This is a genomic window from Streptomyces sp. NPDC102270 (assembly GCF_044766405.1).
Lineage (GTDB): Bacteria > Actinomycetota > Actinomycetes > Streptomycetales > Streptomycetaceae > Streptomyces.
This window is the reverse complement of sequence record NZ_JBIWLX010000017.1, coordinates 116,809-141,568: the sequence shown is the minus strand read 5'-3', so window position 1 is coordinate 141,568 and position 24,760 is coordinate 116,809. Positions and strand designations below refer to the sequence as shown.

25 protein-coding genes are annotated in these 24,760 nt (G+C 71.9%); 17 read left to right on the top strand and 8 right to left on the bottom strand.

The genetic code is table 11. The features are described from left to right. Positions 1 to 813 precede the first annotated feature (813 nt). Entirely contained in the window at positions 814 to 1,998 is a 1,185-nt protein-coding gene (locus ACIRP7_RS32805; RefSeq protein WP_403666647.1) for a MarP family serine protease, read from the top strand. A 107-nt stretch (positions 1,999 to 2,105) separates the two neighbouring features. Here ACIRP7_RS32805 and ACIRP7_RS32800 read toward each other — a convergent pair whose 3' ends face one another. Beyond that, complete coding sequence (locus ACIRP7_RS32800) at positions 2,106 to 2,594, bottom strand: GNAT family N-acetyltransferase (RefSeq protein ID WP_403666644.1); 489 nt, start codon at positions 2,592 to 2,594, stop codon at positions 2,106 to 2,108. Positions 2,595 to 2,665: 71 nt separating this feature from the next. Between ACIRP7_RS32800 and ACIRP7_RS32795 the strand changes: the two genes are divergently transcribed. Both ACIRP7_RS32795 and ACIRP7_RS32790 read left to right on the top strand, forming a co-directional pair. Beyond that, the gene (locus ACIRP7_RS32795) at positions 2,666 to 3,559 is read left to right on the top strand and encodes a TIGR01777 family oxidoreductase (protein WP_403666641.1); all 894 of its coding nucleotides are present in this window, start codon (positions 2,666 to 2,668) and stop codon (positions 3,557 to 3,559) included. Between the two features lie 200 nt (positions 3,560 to 3,759). After that, the gene (locus ACIRP7_RS32790) at positions 3,760 to 5,184 is read left to right on the top strand and encodes an NAD(P)/FAD-dependent oxidoreductase (protein WP_403666638.1); all 1,425 of its coding nucleotides are present in this window, start codon (positions 3,760 to 3,762) and stop codon (positions 5,182 to 5,184) included. 122 nt (positions 5,185 to 5,306) lie between these two features. On the opposite strand, the gene ACIRP7_RS32785 is transcribed toward ACIRP7_RS32790, so the two are convergent. Further along, the gene (locus ACIRP7_RS32785; RefSeq protein WP_403666635.1) at positions 5,307 to 6,743 is read right to left on the bottom strand and encodes a regulator; all 1,437 of its coding nucleotides are present in this window, start codon (positions 6,741 to 6,743) and stop codon (positions 5,307 to 5,309) included. A 243-nt stretch (positions 6,744 to 6,986) separates the two neighbouring features. Between ACIRP7_RS32785 and lipB the strand changes: the two genes are divergently transcribed. The 4 genes from lipB to ACIRP7_RS32765 all read left to right on the top strand — a co-directional run bounded on the left by lipB (position 6,987) and on the right by ACIRP7_RS32765 (position 10,060). Continuing rightward, positions 6,987 to 7,787 (top strand): lipoyl(octanoyl) transferase LipB, encoded by an 801-nt coding sequence (lipB, locus tag ACIRP7_RS32780; protein WP_403666632.1) that lies wholly within the window; start codon positions 6,987 to 6,989, stop codon positions 7,785 to 7,787. 74 nt (positions 7,788 to 7,861) lie between these two features. After that, the gene (lipA, locus tag ACIRP7_RS32775; protein WP_352383067.1) at positions 7,862 to 8,827 is read left to right on the top strand and encodes a lipoyl synthase; all 966 of its coding nucleotides are present in this window, start codon (positions 7,862 to 7,864) and stop codon (positions 8,825 to 8,827) included. A gap of 264 nt (positions 8,828 to 9,091) precedes the next feature. After that, a complete protein-coding gene (locus ACIRP7_RS32770; protein WP_352383069.1) occupies positions 9,092 to 9,292 on the top strand; it encodes a hypothetical protein in 201 nt (66 codons plus the stop codon). Positions 9,293 to 9,358: 66 nt separating this feature from the next. Further along, positions 9,359 to 10,060 (top strand): DUF4191 domain-containing protein, encoded by a 702-nt coding sequence (locus ACIRP7_RS32765; protein WP_403666628.1) that lies wholly within the window; start codon positions 9,359 to 9,361, stop codon positions 10,058 to 10,060. 63 nt (positions 10,061 to 10,123) lie between these two features. Here ACIRP7_RS32765 and ACIRP7_RS32760 read toward each other — a convergent pair whose 3' ends face one another. Further along, positions 10,124 to 11,389 carry a lipase family protein gene (locus ACIRP7_RS32760; RefSeq protein ID WP_403666625.1) on the bottom strand — a complete coding sequence of 422 codons (1,266 nt, stop codon included), beginning with the start codon at positions 11,387 to 11,389 and terminating at the stop codon, positions 10,124 to 10,126. A gap of 193 nt (positions 11,390 to 11,582) precedes the next feature. Further along, entirely contained in the window at positions 11,583 to 12,053 is a 471-nt protein-coding gene (locus ACIRP7_RS32755; protein ID WP_403666622.1) for an RDD family protein, read from the bottom strand. 200 nt (positions 12,054 to 12,253) lie between these two features. On the opposite strand from ACIRP7_RS32755, the gene glnA reads away from it, so the two are divergent. The 5 genes from glnA (at position 12,254) to ACIRP7_RS32730 (ending at position 17,042) form a co-directional block, all read left to right on the top strand. Next, entirely contained in the window at positions 12,254 to 13,663 is a 1,410-nt protein-coding gene (gene glnA / locus ACIRP7_RS32750; RefSeq protein ID WP_352383077.1) for a type I glutamate--ammonia ligase, read from the top strand. 120 nt (positions 13,664 to 13,783) lie between these two features. After that, the gene (locus tag ACIRP7_RS32745; protein WP_403666620.1) at positions 13,784 to 14,041 is read left to right on the top strand and encodes a hypothetical protein; all 258 of its coding nucleotides are present in this window, start codon (positions 13,784 to 13,786) and stop codon (positions 14,039 to 14,041) included. Between the two features lie 19 nt (positions 14,042 to 14,060). Continuing rightward, the gene (locus ACIRP7_RS32740) at positions 14,061 to 15,434 is read left to right on the top strand and encodes a hypothetical protein (RefSeq protein ID WP_403666825.1); all 1,374 of its coding nucleotides are present in this window, start codon (positions 14,061 to 14,063) and stop codon (positions 15,432 to 15,434) included. A 97-nt stretch (positions 15,435 to 15,531) separates the two neighbouring features. Next, positions 15,532 to 16,455 carry a zinc metalloprotease HtpX gene (gene htpX, locus ACIRP7_RS32735; protein ID WP_403666617.1) on the top strand — a complete coding sequence of 308 codons (924 nt, stop codon included), beginning with the start codon at positions 15,532 to 15,534 and terminating at the stop codon, positions 16,453 to 16,455. Positions 16,456 to 16,457: 2 nt separating this feature from the next. Next, positions 16,458 to 17,042, top strand: a complete 585-nt coding sequence (locus ACIRP7_RS32730; protein WP_403666614.1) for a hypothetical protein — start codon at positions 16,458 to 16,460, stop codon at positions 17,040 to 17,042. Between the two features lie 16 nt (positions 17,043 to 17,058). Here the strand turns inward: ACIRP7_RS32730 and ACIRP7_RS32725 are convergent, their stop codons facing one another. Next, positions 17,059 to 17,349 carry a hypothetical protein gene (locus tag ACIRP7_RS32725; protein ID WP_403666612.1) on the bottom strand — a complete coding sequence of 97 codons (291 nt, stop codon included), beginning with the start codon at positions 17,347 to 17,349 and terminating at the stop codon, positions 17,059 to 17,061. A gap of 106 nt (positions 17,350 to 17,455) precedes the next feature. Here ACIRP7_RS32725 and ACIRP7_RS32720 point away from each other — a divergent pair, with 106 nt between their 5' ends. Beyond that, a complete protein-coding gene (locus ACIRP7_RS32720; RefSeq protein WP_403666610.1) occupies positions 17,456 to 19,090 on the top strand; it encodes an alpha/beta fold hydrolase in 1,635 nt (544 codons plus the stop codon). An 83-nt stretch (positions 19,091 to 19,173) separates the two neighbouring features. Continuing rightward, positions 19,174 to 20,373 (top strand): winged helix DNA-binding domain-containing protein, encoded by a 1,200-nt coding sequence (locus ACIRP7_RS32715; RefSeq protein WP_403666607.1) that lies wholly within the window; start codon positions 19,174 to 19,176, stop codon positions 20,371 to 20,373. 168 nt (positions 20,374 to 20,541) lie between these two features. Here ACIRP7_RS32715 and ACIRP7_RS32710 read toward each other — a convergent pair whose 3' ends face one another. Continuing rightward, positions 20,542 to 20,856, bottom strand: coding sequence for a hypothetical protein (locus ACIRP7_RS32710; RefSeq protein WP_403666604.1), 315 nt, complete (start codon positions 20,854 to 20,856; stop codon positions 20,542 to 20,544). Positions 20,857 to 21,020: 164 nt separating this feature from the next. Here ACIRP7_RS32710 and ACIRP7_RS32705 point away from each other — a divergent pair, with 164 nt between their 5' ends. Together ACIRP7_RS32705 and ACIRP7_RS32700 are read left to right on the top strand one after the other, a co-directional pair. Continuing rightward, a complete protein-coding gene (locus tag ACIRP7_RS32705; protein WP_403666601.1) occupies positions 21,021 to 21,383 on the top strand; it encodes an arsenate reductase family protein in 363 nt (120 codons plus the stop codon). A gap of 106 nt (positions 21,384 to 21,489) precedes the next feature. Continuing rightward, complete coding sequence (locus ACIRP7_RS32700) at positions 21,490 to 22,158, top strand: hypothetical protein (RefSeq protein WP_403666599.1); 669 nt, start codon at positions 21,490 to 21,492, stop codon at positions 22,156 to 22,158. Between the two features lie 2 nt (positions 22,159 to 22,160). Here ACIRP7_RS32700 and ACIRP7_RS32695 read toward each other — a convergent pair whose 3' ends face one another. Next, on the bottom strand, positions 22,161 to 23,060 hold the full coding sequence (locus ACIRP7_RS32695) for an alpha/beta fold hydrolase (RefSeq protein ID WP_403666596.1): 900 nt from the start codon (positions 23,058 to 23,060) through the stop codon (positions 22,161 to 22,163). Positions 23,061 to 23,127: 67 nt separating this feature from the next. On the opposite strand from ACIRP7_RS32695, the gene ACIRP7_RS32690 reads away from it, so the two are divergent. Then, positions 23,128 to 23,577 (top strand): MarR family winged helix-turn-helix transcriptional regulator, encoded by a 450-nt coding sequence (locus tag ACIRP7_RS32690; protein WP_403666595.1) that lies wholly within the window; start codon positions 23,128 to 23,130, stop codon positions 23,575 to 23,577. 148 nt (positions 23,578 to 23,725) lie between these two features. Here ACIRP7_RS32690 and ACIRP7_RS32685 read toward each other — a convergent pair whose 3' ends face one another. Continuing rightward, entirely contained in the window at positions 23,726 to 24,733 is a 1,008-nt protein-coding gene (locus tag ACIRP7_RS32685) for an NAD-dependent epimerase/dehydratase family protein (RefSeq protein WP_403666592.1), read from the bottom strand. Positions 24,734 to 24,760: the final 27 nt, after the last annotated feature.

Here is a 24,760-nt window from a genome sequence, read left to right as displayed (position 1 = left end):
GGGCCGGCGGGGCCGTATATCGGCCGGAGCCCGGCTTCTGGGTGCGAGACCCTGGGCCCCCGGAGGGCGGGGCGTCCGAGGACGCAGGCCCCTGCGGGGCCGTCCGCTCGGCGGGGCTGGCAGGCGACGGGGACCGGACCGGCGCCGCAGAGGGGGTGACGGGGGCGGGAGTCCCGGGGAGGGGCTCACCCGGGAGCGGCCGGGCCGGCGGGGCCGTATATCGGCCGGAGCCCGGCTTCTGGGTGCGAGACCCTGGGCCCCCGGAGGGCGGGGCGTCCGAGGACGCAGGCCCCTGCCGGGCCGCCTGCTCCGCAGGGCTGACAGGCCACGGGGGCCGGGCCGGCGGGGCCGTACGTCGGCCGGAGGCCATTGGCTGGGGGCCGGACCATGGGCTCGCCGAGTGGGGTGCGTCCGAGGACGGGGCCGCCTGCTCGGCGGGGCCGACAGACGGCGCCGCAGAGCGGGCCACAGGCGTGGGAGTCACGGAGGGGGGCGCGTCTGACGGTGCGGCCGGGGCGCGGCCGGTGGGCAGGGCTTTGCGGATCGCGAGACCTATTCGGCTCGCGTGGCGTATTCGGGGCGCCCGCCGTCTTCGCGGTCCCCGCGATCTTCGGACACGCATGCTCCCACTGTCGGACGGATTCGCCCCGCCCGCGATGTGTGCTGTGCCACCCGGTGGAACCATCGTCCGGGTCCGCGACGTTTTTCCAGGTGCACGCACGCGTACCGCCGGGAACCGGCCACGCGTGCGCGTAGCTGATCACTGGACGCCTCGCCTGCGTACTGAAGGTTCCGAGAGAGAAGGGCGGCTCCGTGGACGTGCTGGACATCCTGCTGTTGCTGGTGATCGCCGCCTATGCGGCCTCCGGCTACCGGCGCGGCCTGGTGGCCGGCTGTGTCTCGTTCGCCGGTTTCGTGGGCGGCGCGGTCGTGGGCGTGTGGGTGCTGCCGTGGATGATGGACCTGGTGACACCGGGCAGCACGGCCGCGACGGTGACCGCGGTGCTGACCGTGCTGGTCCCGGCCGGCGTGGGGCACGAGCTGGCCGGACGCCTCGCGCTCAGGCTGCGCCGGGAGCTGGACCAGGGCCCGCTGAGAGTCGCCGACGGCGTCGGCGGGGCCGCCGCCAACTCCGTGGCCGTGCTCATCGTCGCCTGGGTCGCCGCGAGCGTCCTGGGCGCGTCCTCGTCCCCGCTGGTCACCACCGCCATCCGGGATTCCGCCCTGCTCGGCGCTGTCCAGGACTCCATGCCGGAGACCACGCCGAACTGGTTCTCCCGGGCCACCTCCGCGCTCACCGAGGCGGGCTTCCCGCAGGTCTTCAACCCGTTCGAGAACGAGTCGACGGCCGAGGTCGCGAGGCCCACCGGCGACAGCGTCACGGCCGCCGCCACCAACGCCGCCAAGATCAGCACCGTCAAGATCGAGGGCGCCTCCGGCACCCAGGGCCGTGAGGGCAGCGGCTTCGTGTACGCGCCGCAGCACGTGATGACCAACGCCCACGTGGTGGCCGGCATCGACAACCCCAGCGTCCGGATCGGCGGTGTCGGACAGGTGTACGAGGCTCGGGTGGTGCTGTTCGACCCGGACCGGGACGTGGCGGTGCTGTACGTCCCGGATCTGCGGGCACCGGTGCTGCGCTTCGACCAGGGCGCCGCGCGCGGCGACTCCGCGGTGGTCGCGGGCTATCCGCAGGACGGCGACCTGAACCTGCAGGCGGCCACGGTCGCCAACCGGGTGAAGGCGACCGGGCAGAACATCTACAGCGACGCCACCGTGACCCGCGAGATCTACTCGATCCGCTCGACCGTCCGCCCCGGCAACTCCGGCGGCCCCCTGCTGACCACCACCGGCAAGGTCTACGGCGTGGTGTTCGCCCGCTCCACCTCCGACAACGAGACGGGCTACGTCCTGACGGCCGACGAAGTCGCGGGCGACGCCCAGAAGGCGGCGGACGCCACGTCACCGGTGGACACGGGCGATCTGGTCACGTCGTAGCGCGGCGGTCTCCCGGATGATGGGGCCACGGTCCCGCATGGCACTCCGGAGGCACCCGTGCCCGTCCTCTTCCTGATCTCCTACGACCGCGCCGGCCGACCAGGTCCTCAGAGACGGCGCCCCATGAGTACGTCGTCGACGTACTCCCCCGCCAGCAGGAACTCCTCGGGCAGCACGCCCTCGACCGTGAAGCCCTCGGACTCGTAGAGCCTGCGGGCCGGGGTGTTGTGGCCGAGGACGCGCAAGGTGAGGCGGCGGGCGCCCCGGCGGCAGGCCTCGTCCGTGACCGCGCGGATCAGGGCGCGGCCGACGCCCCGGCCCCGGGCCTCCTCGCTGACGGCCAGGCCCTGGATCTGGCGTACATGGGCGTTCGCTTCGACCGGGGTCGGGAAACCGAGAAGGACGTATCCCAGGATGCGGCGGTCGGCCTCGGCGACCAGGCAGTCGTCGGGACCGTGGTGCTCGCCGAAGAACGGCCGGTAGGGAGGCTGCTGCTGCGGCGTGACCGCGTGCAGGGACGACCAGGTCGCACGGTCGAGACGCGCCAGCTCCTCTTCGTCGTCGGGGAGGGCACGGCGTATGGACAGCTCGGACATGACCGCCACCCTACGGCGGGGCAACCGGAACCAGACATCGCTCTTACGCATCCACCAGGCAGGATGAGATCATGGAACATTCAAGAATCGCGGTGGCCGGGGCGTCCGGACTGATCGGCTCGGCCCTGGTGGGTTCCCTCACCGCGGACGGGCACGAGGTGGTGCGGCTGGTGCGCCGGGAGCCCCGGGACGGCAGCGAGGTCCGCTGGGACCCCGAGGCCGGGCGGGTCGACACGGCCGGGCTCGCCGGGTGCGACGCCGTGGTCAACCTCGCCGGGGCGGGGGTCGGTTCGCGGCGCTGGACCGAGGAGTACAAGAAGCGGATCCGCGACAGCCGGGTGAACGGCACGACCGCCCTCGCCCGGGCCGTCGCCGCCCTGGACGCGCCGCCGCGGGTCTTCGTGAACGGCAGCGCGATGGGGTACTACGGCGAGACCGGCGACCGGATCGTCGACGAGGACTCACCGGCCGGCCGGGGTTTCCTGCCCGAGCTGTGCGTGGAGTGGGAGGCGGCCGCCGCACCCGCGCAACAGGCGGGCGTACGGACCGCGTTCACCCGCACCGGCCTGGTGGTGGGCCGCGGCGGCGGGGCCTGGGGCAGGCTGTTTCCGCTCTTCAAGGCGGGGCTCGGCGGGCGGATGGGCGACGGCAGTCAGTACTGGTCGTTCATCGCGCTGCACGACGAGGTCGCCGCGATCCGCCACCTCCTGGAGACCGACGGGCTGTCCGGCCCCTTCAACCTCACCGCCCCGGAGCCCCTGACGAACCGTGAGATCACCGAGGCCATGGGCCGCGTGCTGCACCGGCCGGCGCTTTTCACCGTCCCCGCGCCGGTCCTGCGGGCCGCGCTCGGCGAGATGGCCGGGGACGTGCTGGGCAGCGCACGGGTGCGGCCGAGGCGACTGCTGGAGTCGGGGTTCACGTTCGCGTTCCCGGACATCGAGGGCGCGATTCGGGCGGCCTGAGAACGCCGGGCCCGCGTGCGGGCGTACGCCACCCTCGGCGACCGTCCGTGACGACATGCGACCGGTGTGCGACCGTGCCCTGCTGATGCGCGACTGCTCCTGACCGGTCACGGCCCTACCCTCGACCCGAACTCGGGTATCCCCGGAGCCTGTTGGGGGCATGACGTCCCCACCGGCCGCGCAACCTCGAGGAGGGGCACGTGCTTGAGCCCGCGTACCAGGCGGATGTCGTGATCGTGGGAGCCGGGGTCGCCGGACTCTCCGCGGCACATCGGCTGACCAGCCAAGGAGTGACCGTCGCGGTGGTGGAGGCCGCCCCCTGCGTGGGCGGCCGCATGTCGACCGAGAAGGTCGACGGCTTCCGGCTCGACCGGATCGGCCAGTTGCTGTCCACGGCGTATCCCGAACTACGTCTGACCCCCGGGCTCGACGGGCTGGTCCTGCGCCCGTTCGCGCCGGGGGTCCTGCTGCACGGCGACGGGCGCCACCACCGGGTGGACGCTCCGGCGGGCGCCCGGAGCGCGAGGGGCGCACTGCGTGCGGTGCGCGCCCTGGCGAGCGCCCCTCGGGGGGTGCCGGGACCGGGGCTGGTGGCCGCGTCCCGGAGGGCCGCGTTCCGGGTGCTTCCGGGTGCCGGTCAGGGGGCGGTGTCCCGGGGCGCCCGAGGAGTCGCGCCGCTCGGCGGTGCCGTCGATCAGGCCCGGCTCGGTGCCGCCCTCGCCCGGTTCGCCAACGTGCCGGTCGAGCGTCTCCTCGCCCGTCCCGAACTGCCCGCCGGGCAGGCACTCGCGGCCCGGGGGCTGCCCGCGCGCACCGTCGACGGGTTCCTGCGTCCGCTGCTCGCCGCGCTGCTGTGCGACCCCGCGCTGACGACGTCCAGCCGGTGCGCCGACCTGGCACTGCGGGCCTTCACGGGCGGGCGGCTGTGTGTGCCGGAGGGGGGCGCGGAGACGCTTCCGGAGCTGCTCGCGCAGACCCTGCCGGCGGGGACCGTGCACACGGGAGTGCGGGTCACGTCCGTCGCGACGACCTCGGTGACCACGGCCGAGCACGGCGAGATCCGGTGCCGGGCGGTGCTGCTGGCGACGGACGCGCGCACCGCGGCGGAGCTGTTGCCGGGGTTGCGGGTGCCGGACTTCCACCCGGTGACGGTCGTCCACCACACGACGGACGAGCCGCCCCGCACGGGTTCCGCACTGCTCCTCGACGCCGACCGGGGCGGTCCGGTGGCCCACACTGCGGTGATCAGCGAGGTCGACCCGAGCCGGGCCCCTTCGGGCCGGGCCCTGATCTCCTCGACGGTCCTGGGCACCCCTCCGGCGGACCTGGAAACGGCCGTCCGCACCCACCTGGCCCGCCTGTACGGCACCCCCACCCACCGCTGGGAGACCCTCGCGGTCCACCACACCCGGGACGCGGTCCCGGCCATGCCCGCCCCCCACGACCTGCGCCGCCCGGTCCGCCTCCTGGCCGGCCTGTACGTCTGCGGCGACCACCGCGACACCAGCACGGTCCAGGGGGCATTGCATTCGGCCCACCGCGCAACGACGGCAATCCTGAAGGACCTGGGCGCGGCGGGCTCAATGCACCGAGCGGACCCGACTCCGACCGCTCGGGCGGCGTGACGGCCCACCCGCGCCCCTTTCAGGGGCGCGGGGCTGTATCCATATGCGGCTCCGCCGCGTGGGCGCGACAAGCCACAACGCACCGCAACTCGGATACGACCGCGCGGAGTCACGGCGAGGCGCTACCCCAGCGCAGCCACCTTGTCCCGATAACTCCGAACCGGCGCCGCATCCTTGTACGGCTCCAACCGCCGCTCGAAGTCCCGCACATACTCCACCGCCCGCACCGACCGCATCTCCGCCGCCTGCCCGGCGGCCTCCGCGGCCAGCGAACAGGCCTGGTCCAACTCCCCCAGCCCCAGCCTCGCAGAGGCCAGCACCACCCGGCAGAACAGCCGGCTCCGCGCATACGCCGGCGCGCGCAACTGCAGGGAGCGCTCGGCGTGTTGCGCCGCCGCCCGGAACTGCTGCAGGTCCCGGTGGCAGTGCCCGAACTCGTCGGCCAGCTGTGCCTCGTCGAAGAACCGCGCCCAGTGCGGGACCTCGTCACCGGGCCGCGCCGCCTCCAGGGCCCGTTCCGCGCGGACCAGCGACGCCGTGCACGCCCGCACCTCCCCCAGCACCCCGTGCCCGCGCGCCTCGGCCGAGTGCAGCAGCGCCTGCACGACCGGCGGAGCCGCCGTACCGACGCCCTGCTGGGCCACGCGCGCGAGCTGGATCGCCTCCCGGCCGTGCCCCAGATAGACGGCCTGACGGCTCATCGTGACCAGCACATACGCCCCGTACGCCCGGTCCGCCGCGGCCTGCGCGAGCCGCAGCGCCTGCACGAAGTACCGCTGCGCGAGTCCGTGCGCGGCGATGTCGTACGAGGTCCAGCCCGCGAGCCGGGTCAGGTCCGCCGCCGCGGCGAACAGCCTGCGTCCGGTGGTCTCGCCGTAGGTGCCGCGCAGCATCGGCTCGCACTCGTGCTCCAGGTAACGGACCAGGGCCTGCCGGGCGTGGCCGCCGCCGTACTGGTCGTCGAGGGTGCGGAAGAGCTCGCCGACCGAGGCGAGCGCCGCGATGTCGCCCCCGGTGACCTTCTGGCCGGGTCCGCGTTCGGCCTGGCCTCGCTGCCGGGGCACCACCGGGCGCCCCTGGGGAGGGACCCGGATGGGAGGCTCGCCGCGGGCGACCCGGTCGTCGGGTCGGCCGATCAGCCAGTCGCGGCTGGGGACGACCAGCCCGGCCGGCGTGAAGGCGATCTTGCGGAGTTCGGCGTGACTGCCGGAGTCCTTGCGCCACAGGCCGCTGACGATGTCGACGGCCTCCTCGGGTCCGGCGGCGAACTCCAGCCCGGCGTAGACGGGTGCGCAGGCGTCGAGGCCGAGGTCCTGCGCGGAGAGCCGGCGTCCGAGCCGGCGGGTGAAGACCTCGGCGATGAGGGCGGGCGTGGTGCCCCGGGGCTGCTGCCCGCGCAGCCACCGGGTCACGGAGGTCTTGTCGTATCTGAGATCCAGCCCGTGTTCGAGACCGAGCTGGTCCACGCGTCGGGCGAGACCCGCGTTGGAGAACCCCGCTTCTGCGATGAGCGCGGCGAGCTGTCGGTTGGGAGTGCGCTGCGCGGGTCGTTCCGTCATCTGCGGTGCGGTCTCCTGCCTTTCGGGCCGTGACGTGGTCACGTGGTGCCCGGATTGCCTGTGAGCAGCCCTTATGGCCTGCGCGAACGGCGAATGTAGCGGAGAGTGAGCAGACGGTCGCACACTTCGACGTTCGTTCATCCGATCGTGTGAGAATTGCCCCCGGGGCTGACGCCCGCGGGCCGGACGTACAGTGGCGTGGGCACCCTTCGTGCCTTACGACCTTCTAGGGAGGCGCTTGCCGTGAGTGGGTTGCGGTTCGTCCGTATGGGCTTCGGCGCGGAAGCGGTCGAGTACCAGGCGGCGTGGGACGAACAGCGCCGGGTGCACGCGGCGCGCTTCGAGGACGAGATCCCCGACACGGTCCTGCTGCTCGAACACCCCCCTGTGTATACGGCGGGCCGGCGCACCGCGGACAACGAGCGCCCCCTGGACGGCACCCCGGTCATCGACGTCGACCGCGGCGGCAAGATCACCTGGCACGGTCCGGGCCAGCTGGTGGGCTACCCGATCCAGAAGCTCCCGCGTCCGGTGGACGTGGTGGCGCACGTACGGCGCCTGGAGGAGGCCCTGATCCGCACCTGCGCGGAGTTCGGCCTCGAGACCACCCGGGTCGAGGGCCGCAGCGGCGTATGGGTGCTCGGCGACCCGGTCGAGCGGCGTCCGGCGATCGGCGGGCTCTCCCTGGACTTCGACCCCCGGCTCACGGACGAGGAGTTCGACCCGCGCCTGAACGGCCCGGAGTACGCCCCCTCCAACGCCGGCCAGCGCCGGGAGGACCGCAAGATCGCGGCGATCGGCATCCGCGTCGCCAAGGGCGTCACCATGCACGGCTTCTCGCTGAACGTGAACCCGGACAACAAGTGGTTCGACCGGATCATCCCGTGCGGGATCCGGGACGCGGGCGTCGCCTCCCTCGCGAGCGAACTCGGCCGGGACGTGACCATCGACGAGGTCCTGCCGGTCGTCGAGCGGCACCTGAGGAACGTACTGGAGCACGCGGAGCTGAAGCCGAGGGTGATCGAGAAGACACCTGCGGCCTGAGACAGGCAATGGGCTTTCAAATCCACGGGCGTACCCTTGAGCACGCCGAAGAATCAATCGCTAGGGAGCCGGTCGTGTCCGCAGTCGCACCCGACGGACGCAAGATGCTGCGCCTGGAGGTCCGTAACGCCCAGACCCCCATCGAGCGCAAGCCCGAGTGGATCAAGACCCGGGCGAAAATGGGTCCCGAGTACACCGCGATGCAGAAGCTCGTGAAGAGCGAGGGACTGCACACGGTCTGCCAGGAAGCCGGCTGTCCCAACATCTACGAGTGCTGGGAGGACCGCGAGGCGACCTTCCTCATCGGCGGCGACCAGTGCACCCGGCGTTGCGACTTCTGCCAGATCGACACCGGCAAGCCCGAGGCCCTGGACCGTGACGAGCCGCGCCGCGTCGGCGAGTCCGTGGTCACCATGGACCTGAACTACGCCACCATCACCGGCGTCGCCCGCGACGACCTGGAGGACGGCGGCGCCTGGCTGTACGCCGAGACGGTCCGGCAGATCCACGAGCAGACCGCGGGCCGTGAGGCCGGCCGCACCAAGGTCGAGCTGCTCGCCCCCGACTTCAACGCCGTGCCGGAGCTGCTCCAGCAGGTCTTCGAGTCCCGGCCCGAGGTCTTCGCGCACAACGTCGAGACGGTCCCCCGGATCTTCAAGCGCATCCGCCCCGGCTTCCGCTACGAGCGCTCCCTGAAGGTCATCACCGACGCCCGCGACTTCGGCCTGGTGACCAAGTCCAACCTGATCCTCGGCATGGGCGAGACCCGCGAGGAGGTCAGCGAGGCGCTCCGGCAGCTGCACGAGGCGGGCTGCGAGCTGATCACCATCACGCAGTACCTGCGCCCGTCGGTGCGTCACCACCCCGTGGAGCGCTGGGTCAAGCCGCAGGAGTTCGTGGAGCTGAAGGAGGAGGCCGAGCAGATCGGCTTCTCCGGTGTGATGTCCGGACCTCTCGTCCGGTCCTCCTACCGGGCGGGCCGGCTCTACCAGATGGCGGTCGAGAAGCGCGGTTCCTACGTCGCTTCGCAAGCGGTCTGAGAGATTCCGCATGGCACGGAGTGCCACTCCAAGCGTGTGAATCCAAGCACAAGCAACTACCACCCGGTAGTGGCCGATTGACGCGGTCCCGGACATCCCCGCAGATAGGGGGGTCATCGGGGCCGCGTCCGCGTTTTCGGGCGGCGCATCAAGGCTTCATGGGCGTTTGACCGGCCGGTCATGCCCTGGTAACACCAATCAGTGACGCTCGTTGTACACCCCGTGCATCACTCACCCGAGCCGCCATCCCGAGGGGGGACCTCAATGCAGGCCGCGCCGGTTCGCGCCACCGCCATCCCGTCGTTCACCACTGCACTGCGTGCCGTCGAGTCGCTGCTCCTGAGCAGCGGTCAGCGCACCGCCCGCCGCAACGCCTGGACCTCCGTCCTCGAGGACCGCCGCCGCGCCAAGGACCGGGTCGAGGTGCAGCGCGTGCTGGACCAGACCTTCACCGTCAGCTCCTGAGCCTCCCCTTTCGAGGGGCGGACACTGCCGTCGTCGGCGTCTGCGGGGCCACGTAGACTTCGGGGCATGGCGAGAAGTGACAGTGCGGCGGATGCCGCGAACAGCGGGCGACTGAAGCAGATCGCCCTGACGTACAAGATGACCCGCAAGGCCGACAAGAAGATCGGCCTGGTACTCGCGGGTGTCTTCCTCCTCATCCTCGGCGTCTTTCTCGCCATCGGCTTCCTGATCGGTCACCCGGTCTACCTCGGCATTCTGGGCGCCCTGCTCGCCTTCCTCGGGACGGCGATCGTGTTCGGGCGCCGGGCCGAGCGGGCCGCGTTCGGGCAGATGGAAGGCCAGCCGGGTGCCGCCGCGGCCGTACTGGACAACATCGGCCGGGGCTGGACGACCACCCCCGCCGTGGCGATGAACCGCAGCCAGGACGTGGTGCACCGGGCCGTCGGCAAGGCCGGCATCGTCCTGGTCGCCGAGGGCAACCCGAACCGGGTCAAGGGCCTGCTGGCCGCCGAGAAGCGGAAGATGAACCGTATCGTCGCGGACGTGCCGGTCCACGACATCCTCGTCGGCACGGGCGAGGGCCAGGTCCCGCTCAAGAAGGTGCGGACCACGATGCTCAAGCTGCCGCGCGTGCTGACCGGCCCCCAGGTGACCGCCACCAACGACCGACTGCGGGCGCTGGGCGACCTGATGAGCAACATGCCGCTCCCCAAGGGCCCGATGCCGAAGGGCATGAAGCTGCCGAAGGGCGGCGGCAAGGCCCGCTGAATCCTCTCCTACGACGATGGGGGCGCCCGGTGTGACACCGGGCGCCCCCATCGTCGTAGCGGATCAGCAGTCGTTGTGGGCGGATCTGCCCGCGAAGCGGTCGCCGAGCCAGGAGACGACGTCGCCGACGGCCTGGTTGTCGGTGAGGAGATGGTCGCCGGGGTAGATCTTCCAGCCGGTCTTCACGCCCGCGGCGCAGTAGGCGGCACGGACCGCGTCCTCCGTGGCGGTGGGGATGACCTCGTCGAGGGCACCGCGGTACTGGAGGACGGGGAAGGCGATCTTGTACGTCCCCAGGTTCACGCCGAGTTTCTGGGCGTCCAGTACCTGGCCCCAGGTGCGGCCGTCGCTGCCGCGCTGCCGGTAGAGCTGGTCGAGGGTGAGCCCGGCCGTGGTGTAGTCCTTGATGCTCTTGCCCGCGAGCGCGGTGACCGTGCCGGCCACGCAGACGGACTTGGCGGTCTTCACCGCCTCCCGGCCCTGGTGGTTGAGGAGCGCGTCGAGGGGCAGCGTGGGATAGGCGGCCTGGATGCCGATGGCCGCGTCGGCGAGGAAGCCGGAGAAGGCACTGCCGTCGAGCCCGGCCGCCACCTCCTTCAGATCACCGGGGATGCCTCCGGAGGCATCCCCGACCACGTTGAGCTCGGGTGCGTAGCCCGCCGCCAGCTGGGCCGCCCACAGGCCGGCCGCGCCGCCCTCGGAGTAGCCCCACAGGCCGATACGGGTCTGCCGGGACAGACCGCTGCCCGGTACGGCGGGGGCGGCGCGGGCGATGTCGAGCAGGGCGTGCCCGGAGCCGGTGCCCGCGACATAGCGGTGCGTCTGCCCGTCGAGGTAGCCGGGACCGTCGGTCGCGGCGACGGCGTACCCGGCCTTGAGCAGGGCCGCGATGTTGTCGCCCTCGTACTCGTCCTGGTAGGCGCCGGCGAGCTGCTTGGAGAACGCGCACTGGGGGCCGAGACCGAGGGTGCCGGGGTGGAAGGCGACGACGGGACGGGTGCCGGGGCCGGTCCAGGGCGCCGTGGGGACGGCGAGGGTTCCGGAGACGGCGACGGGCAGGCCCTGGTTGTCGGTGGAGCTGTAGAGGACCTTCCACGCGGACATGGCGATGGTGCCCGGCACCTGACTCAGCGTGACCGAACGGCAGGCCAGCACGGTGCCCGGGGTGGCGGGGACGGACGCGGGGGGTGTGTAGACCTCGGCGTCCGCGGCCGTACAGGCGGCGGCCTCGCTGCCGTCAGCGGCGGGAGCCTCGGCGGCCTGGGATACGAGGGCGCCGCCCAGCAGGGCGGCGGTGGTGAGGGCGGTGACCAGGGCGGATCTCTTCATCGGTCCGGCGTGTCCCTTCGCAACGGGGGGAGGTTGCTCGGGTGCTCGACGCTAGGAGCCGGACCGGTTGACCCATAGTCAGCCGCCGCGCGAGTTCGCGGCCGCGGTTGTCATGACACGACAAAGTCGTCGGGACACGACGAGGACGAGTGACCTCTTCAGATCCGCGACACGACGAGGACGAGGGACTTCCTCAGATCCGCACTTCCACGGTCTTCGCGAGCCGGTCGTGCAGGCCCCTGCCGTCGCGGTCCCAGATCAGGGCGGGGACGGCGAGGCAGAGCAGGACCGTGCGCAGGAGGGCACGCGCCGGGTGCACGCGTCCGGTGTCGAGGGCGACCACACGCAGGCCGAAGAGGCGCTTTCCCGGGGTGAAACCGATGGTGCCGACCGTGAGGACGCCCATCACGAAGAAGACCAGCAGCGACCAGTTCGAGGTCGAGGGGTCGCCGTAGCTCTGAGTGATCAACCGGGATGCAATCAGGACGCTCATCGCCCAGTCCACGGCGAGTGCGCCGAGCCGTCGCCCGGGGCGGGCGACGGACCCGGGTCCCTCCTCCGGCAGGCCCAGCTGCTGTCCGCGGTATCCGAAGTCGACACCGGCGTCCTCGGCGGCCGCGCGGGGCCCGGAGAGCCATGATCCGATTGCTTCCCTCTTGTCCACGGGTCCACGGTACTGCGACCGTTTCGGGATACGGACAGGTGGGGCGGGGCCGACGATGTCCGGTTAACTTGTGCGAAACAAATGGGTCACGCCCGAGAAACCACCCGTCCCTAGGGTCGAGGACAGCGTGTGCCACCGCACTGGCCGCACGAACGAACTACCACCCCGGTCCAGGAACGGTCGGGAGTAGGAGGAGCTGGATGTTCCAGAACGCCGACGAGGCCAAGAAGTTCATCGCGGACGAGGACGTCAAGTTCGTCGACGTCCGGTTCTGCGACCTGCCGGGTGTGATGCAGCACTTCACGCTGCCCGTCGAGGCGTTCGACCCGGACGAGGAGCTCGCGTTCGACGGTTCGTCGATCCGTGGCTTCCAGGCCATCCACGAGTCCGACATGGCGCTGCGCGCGGACCTGTCGACCGCCCGGGTCGACTCCTTCCGCCGCGACAAGACGCTGAACATCAACTTCTTCATCCACGACCCGATCACCGGCGAGCAGTACAGCCGTGACCCGCGCAACGTGGCGAAGAAGGCCGAGGCCTACCTCGCCTCCACCGGTATCGCCGACACCGCGTACTTCGGCCCCGAGGCCGAGTTCTACGTGTTCGACAGCGTGCGCTTCGCCACCTCGTCGAACGAGTCCTTCTACCACATCGACTCCGAGGCGGGCGCCTGGAACACCGGCGCGGTCGACAACAACCGCGGCTACAAGGTCCGTTACAAGGGCGGCTACTTCCCGACCCCGCCGGTCGACCACTTCGCCGACCTGCGTGCGGAGATCTCCCTGGAGCTGGCCAAGTCGGGCCTCCAGGTCGAGCGCCAGCACCACGAGGTGGGCACCGCCGGCCAGGCGGAGATCAACTACAAGTTCAACACGCTGCTCGCCGCGGCCGACGACCTCCAGCTCTTCAAGTACATCGTGAAGAACGTCGCCTGGCGCAACGGCAAGACGGCGACCTTCATGCCGAAGCCGATCTTCGGTGACAACGGCTCGGGCATGCACGTCCACCAGTCCCTGTGGGCCGGCGGCTCCCCGCTCTTCTACGACGAGGCCGGATACGCGGGCCTGTCGGACACCGCTCGCTACTACATCGGCGGCATCCTCAAGCACGCCCCGTCGCTGCTCGCCTTCACCAACCCGACGGTGAACTCGTACCACCGTCTGGTGCCGGGCTTCGAGGCGCCGATCAACCTGGTGTACTCGCAGCGCAACCGCTCCGCGGCCATGCGTATCCCGATCACGGGCTCCAACCCGAAGGCCAAGCGCGTCGAGTTCCGCGCGCCCGACTCCTCCGGCAACCCGTACCTGGCCTTCTCGGCGCTGCTGCTCGCGGGCCTGGACGGCATCAAGAACAAGATCGAGCCGGCCGAGCCGATCGACAAGGACCTGTACGAGCTGGCTCCCGAGGAGCACGCGAACGTCGCCCAGGTCCCGACCTCCCTCCCGGCGGTCCTCAACTCCCTCGAGGCCGACCACGAGTTCCTCCTCCAGGGCGACGTCTTCACGCCGGACCTGATCGAGACGTGGATCGACTTCAAGCGCACGAACGAGATCGCCCCGCTGCAGCTGCGTCCGCACCCGCACGAGTTCGAGCTGTACTTCGACGTGTGATCGACCCGTAGGCCAGTCCTACGGCGGCTTCACGGCGCCCCCGTCCCCGGTTTCTCGGGACGGGGGCGCCGTCGTATGGTTTCTGGCACGGCTGTTCGAGAAGACCGACCGGGGTGGGGAATGTCCGAACAGGACGACACGGAGCGGGAGTTCGACATCAAGTGGGCCGACGGGGCCGAGCTCAAGGAGCCCTCCGCGCGGGCCCGGATGCTCGCCGCCCGCTGGAAGGAGAACCCGCCGCAGCCCCAGCCGTTCCGCGCCGACCCGGAGCCGAGGGCGCCTCGCCGGTCGTCGTGGAGGTCGACGGCGATCGTGTTCGGCAGTGTGGCGGCGATCGTCCTGCTGCTGGGGTATGTGAACTTCCGGGCGTCGTACTAGCCCGAGACGGGAAGCAATGATGGACGGGGCCACGGCGGACAGCGCGGCGGTGGCGGTACGCCTCGCGGAGGGGGCTTCACTGCGGGAGGTCCTCGACCTCGCCGATCCGGCCGCTTGGATCGCACTGGACACCGGGGTACGGCAGACCGCCTGGCGTCCGGGCGCCGATCCGCTCACCGAGGCACAGCTCGCCCTCGCCCTGTGCCACCCGGACGGCCGGATCCGCGCGGCTGCTCTGCGGCAGGCCCCCGCATACCCCGGGCTGTGGCCGCTGGTGGTCGTACGGTGCTCCGACTGGGCGGCGCCGGTGCGTGAGGACGCCCGGCGGCTGCTGGCAGAGGCGCTCGACCCGGGGGCCGCGGTACGGCTGATGCCGCTGATCCTGCGCATCGGGCGCCGGAGCCGGGGAGACTTCGTCATCGACCTCGCCACCGAGTTGCTGCGCGCCGCACCCCGGGGCACGCTCGCACCGCTGTACACCGACGACGACCGGATCACCCGTCGATACGCCTACCGCCTGGCCGTCGCGCAGGGTTTCCTCTCCCCCGTCGAGCTGGCCCGCGCCGCCGCCCGGGACGACGACACGGTCGTCCAGAGCCTCTGCGCGGAGGCCGCCCTGGCCGCCGTGGCGGAGGGCGACGCGGACGACGACGTGCTCGAACCGCTGCTCGCCGCCCGCAATCCGCGGGCGCGGTCGGCCGGGGTGACCGCGTTGCGGCGGGCCGGGCGAGGAGAGCGCGCCGTCGGGTTTCTCGGCGACCGGGCCGGGGTGGTGCGGGCCTGCGCCCGGTATGTCGTACGGCAGGCGGGGAGCGATCCGGTGGGGTGGTACCGGCGGCGGTGTGCCGACGCCGGTGCCCCCGCGCTGTCGGCGGGCGTGGTGAGCGGGCTCGCGGAGTGCGGGAACCGGAGTGACGCCGAGACGCTGTGGGCGTTGACCGGGCATTCGGATCCGGTGGTCAGGGCGCGCGCGGTGGGCGGGCTGCGGCTGCTGGACGTGCTGGACGTACGGCGGCTGCAAGCGCTGCTCGACGATCCCGCGCCCGGTGTGGTGCGGGAGGCGACCCTGGCGCTGGTGCCGTCCGCGCGGCTGCTGGACGACGGGTGGCTGTCGGAGCGGCTGGCGGTGGAGCGGGGCCGGCAGACGCGGGTCTCCGCGTTCCGGCTGATCAACGCGCACGGCGGGCTCGTACGGCTGCGGGCCGCCGTCGCGCTGCTCGACGATCCGGACGACAAGCTGCGGCTCTGGGCCCGGCAGTGCGTGCGGCGCTGGCGTCCGACGGCGGATGTGCCGCCCGGGTCGGCGGAGGTGGGTGAGCTGCTGGACCGGGCGCGGCTGTTCGACGCGCACACGTTGCACCGGCTCAGGTGGGAGGCCGGGCTCAGGGGCTGAGCCTTTGCCGGCCCCAGGGCTGATCGCGACCGCCTCATGGGCCGGACCAGGTGCACACTGAAGGGTGGGACGAGTGCCTGACTGCGGGGTGGTGCAGATGCGGAGTCGTTTCCGGAGCGACCGGCGGCTGACCGTGCGGATGACGGTCACCATGTTCCTGCTCGGACTGCTGTACGTGGCGTTCTTCGCCGCGCTGATCGTGTTGCTGAAGTCGTGGCTGCTGGTCGTGGCCCTGATCGCCGTGATGTTCGTGGCGCAGTTCTGGTTCTCCGACAAGATCGCGATGTTCGCGATGCGCGGGCGGGTCGTGGGGCGGGAGGAGTATCCCGAACTGCATGCCGTGGTCGACCGGCTCTGTGCGATCGCGGACATGCCGAAGCCCGTGATCGCGGTGTCCACGATGGACATGCCGAACGCGTTCGCCACCGGGCGGAACCCGGACAACGCCGTGGTGTGTGTGACCACCGGGCTGCTGCGGCGGCTGGATCCCGCCGAACTGGAGGGTGTGCTCGCGCACGAGCTGTCGCACGTGGCGCACAAGGACGTCGCCGTGATCACCATCGCCTCGTTCCTGGGCGTGATCGCCGGGCTGATCGTGCGGTTCGCCTTCTACAGCCAGCTGTTCGGCGGGCGGAAGGACCAGAACACCGCCGTGATCTTCGCCGCCGTGATGGGTGTCTCGGCGGCCGTGTACGCACTGAGCTTCCTGCTGATCAGGGCGCTGTCCCGGTACCGGGAGCTGGCGGCGGACCGGGCCGCGGCCCACCTCACCGGCCGGCCCTCGGCCCTCGCGTCCGCGCTCACCAAGGTCTCCGGGGAGCTCGCCCGTATCCCCACCAAGGATCTGCGTACCGCCCAGGCCTTCAACGCCTTCTACTTCACTCCCGCCACCGGCAAGGAGCCCGGCATCGAGCGGATCTTCTCGACCCACCCGTCCCTGGAGCAGCGGCTGGAGCAACTGGGGCGGATCTCGGCGGAGTTGGGTGAGGCGGCGACGCCCGGGAACGGCAGGGCGGACTGAGTATGGGGCTGCTGGACATCCTGCTCGGGCGTACGAAGCCCGTCGCGCCCGATCTCGACCGGCTCTTCGCGCTGCCGTCGGCGGCCGTCACGCTGGAGGCGGCCGCCTCCTTCACGCCGACCGGACGCGGGGCGGTGTGCTTCGCCACGGTCGAAGGGGCGGCCTTCGAGCAGACGCACCGGGAGGTCCAGGCCCTGCTGGACGCGGACGCCGACCGGGACGGCCCGCCGGTGGAACTGCGACGGGACGAGTTCGGCTACTCCTGGCTGGTCTCCGAGCGCACCCCGGACCAGTTGCCGCAGCTGGTGAACGACCTGCACGCGGTGAACAGTTCGATGGAGGTCAACGGCTTCGGGCCGCAACTGCTGTGCTCGCTCGCCGGGTTCCAGGACACCGAGGGCCGTTCCCTCGCGCTGGTCTACCTCTACAAGCGCGGCACCTTCTATCCCTTCGCGCCGCTGCCCGGCGAGGGCCGGCGGCGCGACAACCCGCTGGAACTGCGGGTGAAGGCCGCGCTCACGGACGATCTGCGGATCGAGCAGGACCTGAACCGCTGGTTCCCCCTGTGGGGCGCCCCCGGCCTCTGAGCCCCTGGCCCTTCTCTCACGGGCTCTTTCTCTCACGCGCCTGCCGACGGGACTCCAGGGGACGCTCGCGGCGGTAACGGCGGTCCCACTTGGCCTGCTTGTCCCGGCGGTCGCGGTACGCCCGGTAGTCGCCGGGCACGGCCCCCGAGCCGCCACCGGACGAACCGCCCGACGAGGACGCCGAGGCCCCGCCCCGGCCGTACTGCATGTACACGAAGAGCAGGGCGACGGCGACGAGCCACCAGGTGTGGTTCCCGAAGCCCAGGATGACCAGGACGACGGTCCCGGAAAGGATGATGGTGCCCATGACGGGCCTCCGTGTGCGTGGGTGTGGTGTAGAAGAGTAGCCCCGGAGCGGCGGGGTGATGCCTGCCCTGCGCGAAGCTGTTTCCCGGCACTCTGGAGTTGACGCCATGCCTGAGTCCTTCATACAGGAACACGCAGGTGAGCGCCTTTGTGGCGTCTACGGCGGCCGCATTGACAGCGACGCCACCGCTGTCACCGCCGTACTGCTGCACGGGGCCGGCCGCGGCAGCAAGGAGCGACTGCTGCCGCTGCTCGACGAGTTCGTGGCGCACGGCTGCCACGGGCTCGCCTTCGACTTCTCGGGGCACGGCGAAAGCTCGGGCGAACTGGGCGAGTTGAGTCTGCGCCGCCGGTTCGAGCAGGCGGTCGCCGTGATCGACGCGCACGCCCCGGCGGGCGGGCCACTGGTACTGGTCGGGTTCAGCATGAGCGGCCAGACCGTGGCGGACCTCGCCCGGCACTACGGCGAGCGAGTGGCGGCGCTGGGGCTGTGCGCGCCCGCCGTGTACGCGGCCGAGGCCTGGGACGTGTCGTTCGGGCACGGTGACGGGCGGTTCAGCGAGATCATCCGGCGGCCGGACAGCTGGCGGCGGTCACCGGCGCTGGAGGTGCTGCGGGCGTACGAGGGGCGGGCGGTGCTCGCCGTGCCGGCCACGGACGCGGTGATCCCGCCGGAGGTGACCGAGGCCGTGCAGGAGGCGCTGGCCTGCCGGGCCCAGTTCACCCGCTTCGAACTGCCGGAAGCAGATCATCACTTGAGCCACTGGCTGCGCGATCACGCCGCCGACCGGCGGGAGTTGGTGACCGCGCTGCTGACCGGGCTCGGCGACCGGGGTTGGACGGCGACCCGGGGCTGGGTGGCCAAGCAGCTCCCCGAGGGCCGTTCGGTCGTCGACTCGGGCTTTCTGTCCGGAGGCTGGAGCTCGCAGATGCGGCGGCTCACCCTCGACGACGACACCGAGCTGGTCCTGCGGTCGTTCGTGAAGCCGTTCTTCCGGCACCACGCCCCCGGTCTGCTGGGCCGCGAGGCCTCGGTCCTGGCGCTGCTCGCCGACGCCGACGGCGTTCCGGCCCCCGAGCCGGTCGCCGTCGACGCGGCGGCCGAACAGTGCGACCATCCCTCGCTGTTGATGTCCCGGCTGCCGGGACGGGTGCGCGTCGACGAAGAGGATCTCGAACGACGCCTGGACCTGCTGGCGGCCCAACTCGTACGCATCCACCGTGTCGTACCCGAGGAGCGGCCGCGCACCTACCAGGCCTGGACCTGGCCGGAGAAGGTGCAGGGAGTGCGGGGCCCGCTGGGGGAGCGGGCCGTGGACGTGATCCGCCAGGACCCGCCGCCGTACCAGGGGTGCTTCCTGCACCGGGACTTCCACCCCGGGAACGTGCTGTTCACCGGGGCGGGCGCCGGCCTCCGGGTCAGTGGGGTGGTCGACTGGGTGGAGACGTCCTGGGGACCCGCCGACCTGGACGTCGCCCACTGTTCGACGGCCCTGGCGCTGCTCCACGGCCCGGAACACGGCCTCGCCTTCCGACAGCGGTACGAGGCACACGGCGGACACCGGCTCGCGGACGGGCCGGACCACTTGTACTGGCGGCTCCTCGACGCGCTCGCCTACTGCCCCGACGCGGCGAAGCTCGCCGGTCCGTGGTGTGAACTCGGGCGGACCGACCTGACGCCTCAGGTGCTGGGCGGGCGGCTGGAGGCGTATGTACGGGGATTGGTGGAGCTGTACGGGTGAGCGGACGGGGCGGGGGACGGGTTTGCGGGAGCTCCGTGCCCTCAAGGGGTGCGTTGTCAGTGCCCTGGGTCAGGATGGGCTCTATGGGCTTGGACGAGGAAGTGCGGTACATCGGGGTGGGTGAGCGGCGGGCTCGGCTCGGGTTGCGGCAGCAGTTGGCCGTGCGGGCTCGGGTGGGGAGTCCCGAGGAGGTGGCCGGTGCTCTGGTCGCGCTGCACGGGTCCGATCCCGCGACCGTGTATCTGGCCGTCGGCGCGCGGCTCACGGATCCCGCCGGGACCGTCGCCGAGACCGAGCGGGCGTTGTACGAGGACCGGTCCCTGGTGCGGATGCACGGGATGCGGCACACCGTGTTCGCGTTCCCGGCCGAGCTCACCGCGGTCGTGCACGCCTCGACCGGTCTCACGGTCGCCGCGCGGGAACGGGCCGCGCTCCTCAAGGACATGGCGAAGGCGGGTGCCCCGGACGCGGCCTGGCTGAAGGAGGTCGAGGAGTCGGCGCTGGCCGCGCTCGCCCGGCGCGGAGAGGCGACGGCGACGGAGCTCTGCGAGGACGAGCCGCGGCTGCGGGAGCAGTTCGTGTACGCGGCCGGGAAGAGCTACGAGGGCGTCCACACCGTCGTGAGCCGCCTGCTGAGGGTGCTCGGCGTGGAGGGCAAGGTGGTCCGCGGGCGGCCGCTCGGCACCTGGATGTCCTCGCAGTTCCGCTGGGCGGTGGCGCCACCGCACCCCGAACTCGAAGTGGCCCGGGCCCAGGCGGAGTTGCTGCGGCGCTGGCTCGCCGTGTGCGGTCCCGCCACCGAGGCCGACCTGAAGTGGTGGACGGGCTGGAAGGTGACCGACGTGCGCCGCGCCCTCACGGCGATCCGCGCGCTGCGGGTGACCGTGGACGAGGGGCCGGCGTACGTCGTCGAAGGCGACGCCGGCCCGGTCGTGGAGCCCGTGGAGCCCTGGGCCGCGCTGCTGCCCGGCCTCGATCCGACGGCGATGGGCTGGCAGCAGCGGGACTGGTATCTGGCGCCGTCCCTGCGGCCCGCGCTGTTCGACCGGAGCGGCAACGTGGGGCCGACGGTGTGGTGGAACGGGCGGGTGATCGGCGGGTGGGGCCAGCGACCGGACGGCGAGATCGTCTGGCGGTTGCTGGACACGGACGGGGTGGGGCGCGAGGCGGAGGCGGCCGTCGCGGTGGAGGCCGCCCGCTTGCGGGACTGGGTGGGGGTGGCTCGGGTGCGGCCCCGGTTCCGGACGCCGTTGGAGAAGGAACTGGCCGAACCCGCGGGCTGACCGGAACGCGGGGTGCTCGGCGGCCAGGTCACTGGCCGGGTCGACCAGGAAGGGAGGCGTCCAGATCCCGGCACGGAGGTGAGTCTGTCGCCGAGGGTTCTGGTAGCCGTCGCCGACCCGGACGAACGCCGGGCGCCCCGAGGGATCAGGGGCACCCGGCGTCGCGGCCTACCGGGCGTACCGCATCAGCGCCCGCACCATGTGACACGTCGTGTCCGACGGCGGGTGGACGCCGATCATCTCCGCCGTGTCCCGGATCGTCTCGTTGCGGGCCTGGTTCGGCACGTAGACGCCGGAGTCGAGCAGGGCGATCGCGAGCCGCATCGCCTTGAGGCGGCGGTTGTGGGTGACATACCACTCGCGGGGACGGCCCGGCGGCAACGGGCGCTTCTCCACGGGGGTGTACGGCAGATCGAGCAGCACGGGATGCTTCGCGGTGGACTGGGTCGGGAACGGCTTCTGCTTCAGTGCGGCAGCGGGCACAGGCATCCTCCTGTCGCGGTAAGGACGGCCACCGGGAGCCCGGCGACGCCCTCGAACACTGGTTTTATTCTACCGCCCGCCACTGACAAAAGCCCCTGGCCACAAGGGCTTTCGGGGGTGCTGTGACGCAGGTGGACAACGGGTTTTCGCAGTACCGTGGGGCCATGGAGATCTGGATCAATCCGGCCTGTTCGAAGTGCCGCAGCGCGATCAGCCTGCTCGACGCGGAGGGGGCCGAGTACACCGTCCGGCGCTATCTGGAGGACGTCCCGAGCGAGGACGAGATCCGCGAGGTGCTCGACCGGCTCGGCCTCGAACCGTGGGACATCACCCGTACCCAGGAGGCCGCCGCCAAGGAGCTCGGCCTCAAGGAGTGGACCCGGGACGACAGTTCGCGCGACCGCTGGATCACCGCGCTCGCCGAGCACCCCAAGCTCATCCAGCGGCCCCTCATCACGGCGGACGACGGCTCGGCGGTGGTCGGCCGCACCGAGGACGCCGTACGGGATGCCATGGCCAGGAAGTAACCGGGTGTGACGCACGTTACGTCAGATGCTCCCGCGACCACTGAGCAACCTCGTTCGGTATCTCGTACATAGCGGCGTACGCTCCCCTAGCTCTCAGGAGTCGCGGATGTCGCGCAGGAGAACGCTCGGTACGAAGAAGAAGGTCGCGCTGCTGGTGAGCGCGGCGGTGGCGGCGGGTGGTGGGGCCTTCGTGATGGCCGGCACCTCGAACGCCGCGAGCCCGCAGACGGCCGCGGAGTCGACCGTCTGTCAGGGGCTCGCCACCGCGCTCGGCAACAACCAGCGGTTCATCGCGGGGCAACAGGCCGCTCCCGACGCACAGTCGGCGGCCCGGATCGCCAACCGGGAAGCGGTGATCGCGCAGATCAAGGTGCAGCAGGAGGCGTCCGGTTGCGTGGTCGGGGAGTCGGCTCAGGGCTCCCAGGCCACCGCGGGGCAGCCCTCGCAGTCCTCGCAGCCCTCGCAGGCCGCGTCCCCGTCGGCGCCCGCCGCTTCCCAGGCCCCCGCCACCGGGAACGCCGCCTCCGGGCAGCAGGTGTGCAACGGCTCGACCGTCACCCTGTCCGGTGAGGCCGGCGCGCCCGCCGCATCCAGCAACCAGTTCCCGACCGGTACGAAGTTGAAGGTCACCAACCTGGACAACAACAAGTCCACGACGGTGGAGGTCACTTCGGTCTCCGGCAGCTGTGCGCTGCTCAACAACGCGGCTTTCGAACAGGTACGGGAGCCCGGCAAGTTCCTCATCCGCCGGGCCCTGATCGAGAAGGTGGGGTGAGGCTATTCGGGTCGTTCACCTAGGAACTCGCTGAGGCGGCGGGCCAGTTCGGGAGGTGCGGACTGCGGCAGCGCGTGGTGAGAGACGCCGGGGACGACGTCGATCTCCGCCCGCGGCAGCAGTTCGCCGGCCTGGGCCGTCACCTTGTACGCGATGGGGGTCCCCCCGCTCGAGCGAAGCCGAGAGTGGGGGAGGGTCCTGCTGTTCGCGGCCACGAGCAGCAGGACCGGCGTGTTCAGGGCGCGCAGTGCGTCCGGGGCGGGGCGGGGACCGGTGACAGGCCGGGCGGCGGGGAAACCGGCGGCGGCCTCCTGGAGGCGGAGCCAGTCGGGGTCCAGGACGGCTCCCCCGGTCTCCCACTCCAGGAAGGCGCGGACACGGGCCGGCGTCGGACGCAGCAGCATCGGCAGGGCGTGCAGCAGATACGCCGCCTTGAACCCGGCGAAGCACTGGGTCGGGTCCAGGAGGAACAGGCGGCGCATCCGGTAGGGGGCGCGCAGGGCGTAGTGCAGGGCGGTCCAGGCGCCGTAGGAGTGCCCGCCGAAGTCGGCCCGCCCGACGCCGAGTCCGTCGAGGAGGGCGTCCAGCCAGGCGGCGAGGTCGGCGACCGTGCGGGGGTGACGGTCGGCGGCCGGTTCGCTGCGGCCCGGGGCGCCGATCAGGTCGACGGCGAGGACCCGGCGGGTGCGGGCGAGGTGGGCGGCCTGGGCGTACCAGGACGTGGAGGTCGCTCCCCCGCCGCCCGGCAGCAGGACGAGCGGGGGTGCGTCGGCTGGGCCGCAGGCGTTGACGTACGTCGTGCCGAACGGGGTGGGCACCCGGAGCGCCTCCCGGTCTGCGGGCCACTTGTCCCACACCTTTTCGTATGCGGCCTCGAACGCGTCACCGTCGTATCGGCCCATCGTTCCCTCCCTTATTATCTCGTTCAGCGAGATACTCGATGAGCGAGATAGTAGCGGGAGAGTGCCCATGCCGTCCGAGGGACCCGAGATGGAGATCGTCCATCTGCTGCGTGCGGTGACCGTCGAACTCGGCCTGCACAGCGCCCGGTTCGCGCAGCGCAACGCCATGCACCCGACGGACGTACGCGCCCTGATCGCCCTCATGGACGCCTCCCGCGCGGGCGAGGAGATGACGGCGGGACGGCTCGGCGCGGAGCTCGGGCTCAACTCGGCCGGGACGACCTCGCTGCTCGACCGGCTGGAGCGGGCAGGCCATGTGCGGCGGGTGCGGGGCCGCGAGGACCGGCGCAAGGTGGTCGTGGAGGTGGACGAACGGGCCGTGGAGCTGGGGCAGGCCTTCTTCGGGCCGCTGATCGGGCGGGCGGTGGAGCTGCTCCGGCGGTACGACGAGGGGGAACGGGCGGCGATCCGGGGGTTCTTGGCGGGGGTGCGCGATGCGGCGGCCGAGGAGACCTGACCTCACCCGAGGATGCGGGACGCGACGGTCAAGGGGACCTGACCTCACCCGACGGTGCGGGACGCGACGGCCGAGGAGACCTGACCTCGCCCGACGCGCACGACGCCGCGCGCCTGCGCGCCCCGGCAGGCGAGGCCGAGCGCTCTTCTCAGCCGCGTTCCCCGGCCGCGAGTGCCTTCGCCTCTGTCTCCTCGTCGATACCCACCACCGGCCGGTCCGGGCGTTGGGGCGCCACCCCGCCGATCCCCAGCAGCCACTTCCAGGTGTCGGCCACCGTCTCGGTGACCGGACGGCAGCGCAGGCCCGCGGCGGCGGCCCGGGAGGTGTCCCCGCCGTGGAGGGTGGTGTGCAGGTCGGTGTCCGGCGGGACCCACACCGGAAGGTCGGTCCAGGGGGCGATGCCCGCGCCGAGGACGATGTCCGGGTCGGTCCAGCGCAGTTCGGCGTGGCCGCCGGTCACCGCCACGCAGGCGTCGAGGAGTTCAACCGTCGTGGTGTGGCCCGGTGGACTCACCAGGTTGTACGGTCCGTGCCGCCCCGCCGCGGAAGCCTCCAGCACCCACTGCGCCAGGTCGCGGACGTCGACGTACTGGAGGGGGAGGTCCCGTGGCCCGGGTGCGAGGACCGGGCCACCGCGGGCGATCCGGCCCAGCCACCACGGGAGCCGGCCGATGTTCTCGTACGGGCCGAGGATCAGGCCGGCCCGGACGAGAAGGGAACGGTCCGCGCCGAAGGCCTCGACGGCGGCCAGTTCACCGCCCCGCTTGTCCCGGGCGTAGTCGGTCTGCTCCGCGTCGGCCGCGGCGCCCTCGACCACAGGCGCGTCCTCGGTGTATCCGGCCGGCTGCGGCCAGGCGTAGACCGAGCAGCTCGACACGTACGCGTAACGGTCGGCGCGGTCCCGCAGCAGCCGTGCCGTGTCCCGGACCGCGCGGGGGGCCGCCGACCAGGTGTCCACGACCAGGTCCCAGGGGCCCCCTTCGGCGAGGGCCGCGAGACCGCCGGGCGCGGTGCGGTCGCCGTGCAGCGACCGCACCCCGGCCACGGGCGCGTGCCGTCCCCGGTGGAAGACGGTCACGTCCCAGCCGTGCGCCAGGGCCGCCTCGGTGACGGCCCGGCCGACGAACTGCGTACCACCCAGCAGAAGAAGTCTCATGCCGGTGACTGTGCCCGCCGGGGCGGC